The organism is Sphingomonas corticis (genome assembly GCF_012035195.1).
In the GTDB taxonomy this organism is placed as follows: Bacteria; Pseudomonadota; Alphaproteobacteria; order Sphingomonadales; family Sphingomonadaceae; genus Sphingomonas; species Sphingomonas corticis.
The window spans coordinates 1-4,525 of record NZ_JAAVJH010000045.1; the positions used below are offsets into that span (position 1 = coordinate 1).

A 4,525-nucleotide genomic window follows, 5' to 3' on the forward strand; every position below is an offset into this window, starting at 1 on the left:
AGCGGGGCTACATGGGCGAGCAGCTCGTCGGGCGCGGGCTCGCCGCTGGCGCGCAGATGCTCGACGGCGCGGCCCATGTAAAGCGTGTTCCAGTACACGATCGCGGCGGTGACCAGCGTCAGCCCGGACGCTTTCAGCGCCTGGTTCTCGAACTGCGGATCGCGCAGGCGGCCCTGTTTGTGGACGAACACGGCTTGGGCGAGCGTGTGACGCGCCTCGCCCTTGTTGAGCCCAGCCTGACACTGCTGGCGGAGCGCCCTGGATTCTAGCCAGTCGAGCGTGAACAGGGTGCGCTCGATCCGGCCCAGCTCCTGGAGCGCGAAGTCGAGCCGGTTCTGGCGACGGTACGCGGCCAGCTTCTTCAGCATGACCGACGGTAGCACCACGCCGGCCTTCACGGACGCGGCGAGCCGGACGATCTCGTCCCAGCTTTCGCGGATGGCAGCGATGTTGAACGGGCGCCCGATCAGCTTCGCGAGCGCCTCGGGGCGGGCCGTGCCCGGGAACAGGCCGAGCCGGCGATCGGCTAGATCGCGCAGGCGGGGCACGAACCGGAAGCCGAGTAGGTGCGCGAGCGCGAACACGTGGTCGGACGCGCCGCCCGTATCGGCATAGTGGGTCGCGGGTTCGATGCCGCAGCCGTGCGCGACCAGCCCGTCCAGCACATAGGGCGCCTCCGCCGCGGTCGCCGAGATCAGCCGGACATGGTAGGGCGCGTAGGTATCGGCGACATGGGCGTAGATCTTCTGCCCCGGCTCCCGGTCGTAGCGCGCGTTGGTGCTGCCGGCCGCGCCCCGCCTGCCCGAGCGGAAGAACTGCCCGTCCGAGCTCGACGCGGTGCCGTCGCCCCACACGCGCGTGAGCGGCAGCGCGGCTTGCGCGTCCACCAGATGGCGCAGCCCTGCCGCGTAATTCTCTTCCGATACGTACCAGCCATGCGTCCAGGCGAGCTGGGCGTAGGTGACGCCCTGGCTGGCGTTGGCCATGCGCTCGATGCCGAGGTTCGTCGCGTCTGCCAGGATCGCGGCGAGCACGGCCTGCGGGTTGGAGTGGGCGCGGCCCGAGCGCAGTTCCGGAAATGCGCACAGGAACCCAGTGCGGGCTTCCACCTCGGCGAGCAGCTCGGTGATGCGCACGCGGGGCATGAGCCGGTCGACGGCCGCGTCCAGCCTGTCGGCCGCAGCGGGCGTTACGGCCGCGAGCGGGCTGACCCTGAGGTTACCGCCCCGCAGCTCCACGCCGTCGAGCGTGCCGCGCTTCAGCGAGCCTGCGAACCGGCGCAACCGCCAGTCGAGCAGCCTGGCGCGCCCCTCCAAGTAGCGGCCGACGTCGGTGTCGAACGGCAGCGTGAGCGCGATCTCGGCCGCTTTGCCGGGCGGGAGCATATAGCTGTCGAAGCGCAGGTGTTCGCGCGTACCCTCCACCCACAGGTCGCCCGATTGGAGCCGCTCGCGCACGGTCGCGACCGTGGCGGTTTCGTAGCGACGGCGGTCGATGACGCCGCCCTCGGTGATCGCCGCCTTCCATTTTCTGGAAAACGGCATGGGCGCATCGGCCGGTACGTCTCGCCGCCCGGTCGCGTTCAGCGCGCGCACGACCTTGATCGCGCCGAGCACGCCGTCGCGCGAGCCTGCCGCCTTGAACCGGAACGCGTCAAAAAACGCGGGCGCGTAGCGCCGCATCGTCATGTAGCGCCCCGCCGCGCGGATCAGCGGCTCGTCGCGAGTCAGGTCGGCGATCGCGGTCGCCTCGCTCTCGGCGTCCAGAAGCCTCGTCCAGCCCACCCCGTCGTCGAGCGCCGCCCAGACGTCCAACCCGTCCTCGCGCGCGACCCGGAGTGCGCCGACCGTGGCGCCCAGCAGCCGCATGAGCCGGTTCACGTCGCGTGTGGTCGCCTCGATGCCGCGCTTCTGCGCGGCCCTGGCCCTGGCGAACAGGAGGCCGGTCTGCTTGCCGAACATCTCGATCGCGGCGTCCGCGAGCCGCGCTTCCAGGTCGATGACGGCTGCGGCGAGTGTCGCGCGCCTTCTGCGGAGCGAGTAGTCGGACAGGAGGAACGCGGGCGCGACGTGGCCTTCGCGCACGAGCTGCTCGAAGCGGTGCTCGTGGATGCGGCCGGCCATGCCCGGGTCGAGCCCGAGCCGGCGCACGTGCGCGAGCCGGGCGAGAATGCCGGCGAGATTGCGCGCGGTCGGGCTGTCCGACGTGTCGCGCAGCCACGCGAGCGGCGTCGTGCTGCGATCCTGGTCCACGATCAGCAACGCATCCAGCCCCGTCACCTGCTCCGGAGCAAGCGCATCGACCAGCGTGTCGGCCGCGAGGCGGCGCGCCATGGCGCGCCCCGCCACCCCGATCCGCTCGATACGGGCGGGCGCGGGCAGAACGATCCGGGCAGCACGCAAATGGCCCAGCACTGCCGCGGCGATCGGCTTGCCCCGTTCGGTCGCTTCCGCCGCGCGGGTGGCTGCGCCGAGCGCGCCGGGGACGTCGGCCGCCTCGAACGCGCGCAGGCGCAAACGCTCCATCGCCTCCCAGGCGTGTTCGAGCCGGGTCTGGGCGCGATGCGCGTAGCCCTCGAACGCTGTGGGCGCGATGTCGAGTTGCGCGGCCAGGTGCCGGATCAGAAAATCGGGGACGACATCGTCGTGGCGTATGCCGAAGCCGGGATGACGCAGCAGGGCGAGGTGCAGCGCGAAGCCGAGCCGGTTGGCGTCGCCGCGCTTCGCTTCGATCAGTGGCCGGTCCTCATCGGCAACCGTGTAATGCTTGGCGAGCGAGGCATGGTCGAGGGGCACGCCGAACAACGCGCGGCGTTCGTCGCCCGTTAACAGATCGCGTCTGGCCATCGATCACCCCCTGTCCGGGAGCGTATAGTTTATGGCCGACACGTGCGAGGTGTCGCGTAACTCTCAAGTTTCGCGACAGCGGCCCTGACCGGTCACGCCACGAGGGCGGACGCTGTCGCAAATGTCTGTTGCTAATCAGCCGTGTTCCAATGCACATCTGCGACATGCTCCTCGGCTATGCGCGCGTATCTACCGACGATCAGGATCTCACGCTTCAAAAGACGGCACTGAAGGCGGCCGGATGCCGGCGGACATTCGAGGAGAAGGTGTCCGGCGCCAAGCGCGCCCGACCGGAACTCGACCGGATGCTGGAGCAGCTGCGCGACGACGACGTGGTTGTGGTCACCCGGCTCGATCGCCTAGCGCGTTCGACGCGCGACCTGCTCGACATCGCCGAGAAGCTGAACGAGGCGGGAGCGGGGCTGCGCTCGCTCGCCGAGCCCTGGGCCGACACGACCACGCCTGCGGGACGCATGGTGCTCACCGTGTTCGCCGGCATCGCGGAGTTCGAGCGCGAGCTGATCCACCAGCGTACCAGTTCCGGCCGCGCGGCAGCCATGGCGCGCGGCGTGAAGTTCGGGCGTAAGCCCAAGCTCACTCCGGACCAGATCGCGCTCGGACAGCGTCTCGTCGGCGAAGGCACATCGGTGCGCGAAGCGGCGAAGCTGCTGAAGTGTCATCATGCCACGCTCTATCGGGCGCTCAACCATCCGGCGCAGATGCCCGTACATCGCTCGACACGTTGATTGAGGAGTAGGATTTCGCCATGATCTTCGCGCTTCTACTAGCGGCAAGTTCGCCGAATTCCGCGCTGGAGGCGGAGCGGGCCTACTCGGAAGCTGTACTTGCCAGTGGCCGTCAGGCAGCGGCACGCAGTTTCGGTCCACAAAGCGACCCCTGGCCAATACAACATGCGCCCGAAACCGCGCGCTCTCCATCTGTGGCCAGCATGTTGCAAGCAGCCGAGAGTAGCCGAAGGTGGTGGCTCACAATGATGAGTGTCGAGAGCCATGCCGAGCGCAGACCCGAACTTGTCTTTCCGTCCTGTGATCCGAGCGGGTCGGCAGTTGTTATCGGCGGGCTGTACGATGGCGGAAATCGAGTTGGATCATATAAGACGCTTTGGCGGAACAGTGCTGAGGGGTGGCGCTGGGAAATCGACGACTATCGTCGGGATGGATCGAAGGCATTAGCGGCAGAAAGTTTACAAGCGATCGAACCTGAGTGCTCGGCAAAACTCACCAATGAACAGCTCCAAATCCAAGCCGTTAGCGATGCGAAAGAGATCGCGTCTGTTTTGCGACAGGAGCAGGCCGGCAAACAGGTCGACTGGTTGGCTGTTCCAAGACGAAGCGTGGCCGAAGACGTTATCTTTGTCGGCAACGATGGCCGACGCATCCGCAGGCTCCCCGCCAAGCTGCCCATTCGGCGCATAGCGGGTGCGTTATCGTCCGGAAGCAGTTACGATGAAACGCTACGGTGGAGTAGCCGCGTCCTGGACGGGTCTGCACAAGCCCATAGCTTTCAGATCACCCAGTGGCGCGGTCCCAAGAATGGATGGCAGATCGTCTACTACGAGCTCCGCGGGTGAAACATCACGAGAGGTGATCCGGTAACTTCCAACTCGTCCAACCTCACAAACCCACGAAACTTAATATACTTTGCGGCAACGCTCAGGC

The 4,525-nt window shown here is 67.4% G+C and carries 3 protein-coding genes; 2 read left to right on the forward strand and 1 reads right to left on the reverse strand.

The window, feature by feature from the left end; translation table 11 throughout:
- Nucleotides 1-2,846, reverse strand: a 2,846-nt coding sequence (locus tag HBH26_RS20230; protein ID WP_168136362.1) for a Tn3 family transposase, incomplete at its 3' end; no start/stop codon positions are given.
- 164 nt (nucleotides 2,847-3,010) lie between these two features.
- Here HBH26_RS20230 and HBH26_RS20235 point away from each other — a divergent pair.
- Both HBH26_RS20235 and HBH26_RS20240 read left to right on the forward strand, forming a co-directional pair.
- Nucleotides 3,011-3,592, forward strand: a complete 582-nt coding sequence (locus tag HBH26_RS20235) for a recombinase family protein (RefSeq protein ID WP_007406331.1) — start codon at nucleotides 3,011-3,013, stop codon at nucleotides 3,590-3,592.
- Between the two features lie 20 nt (nucleotides 3,593-3,612).
- On the forward strand, nucleotides 3,613-4,437 hold the full coding sequence (locus HBH26_RS20240) for a hypothetical protein (protein ID WP_126014483.1): 825 nt from the start codon (nucleotides 3,613-3,615) through the stop codon (nucleotides 4,435-4,437).
- Nucleotides 4,438-4,525: the final 88 nt, after the last annotated feature.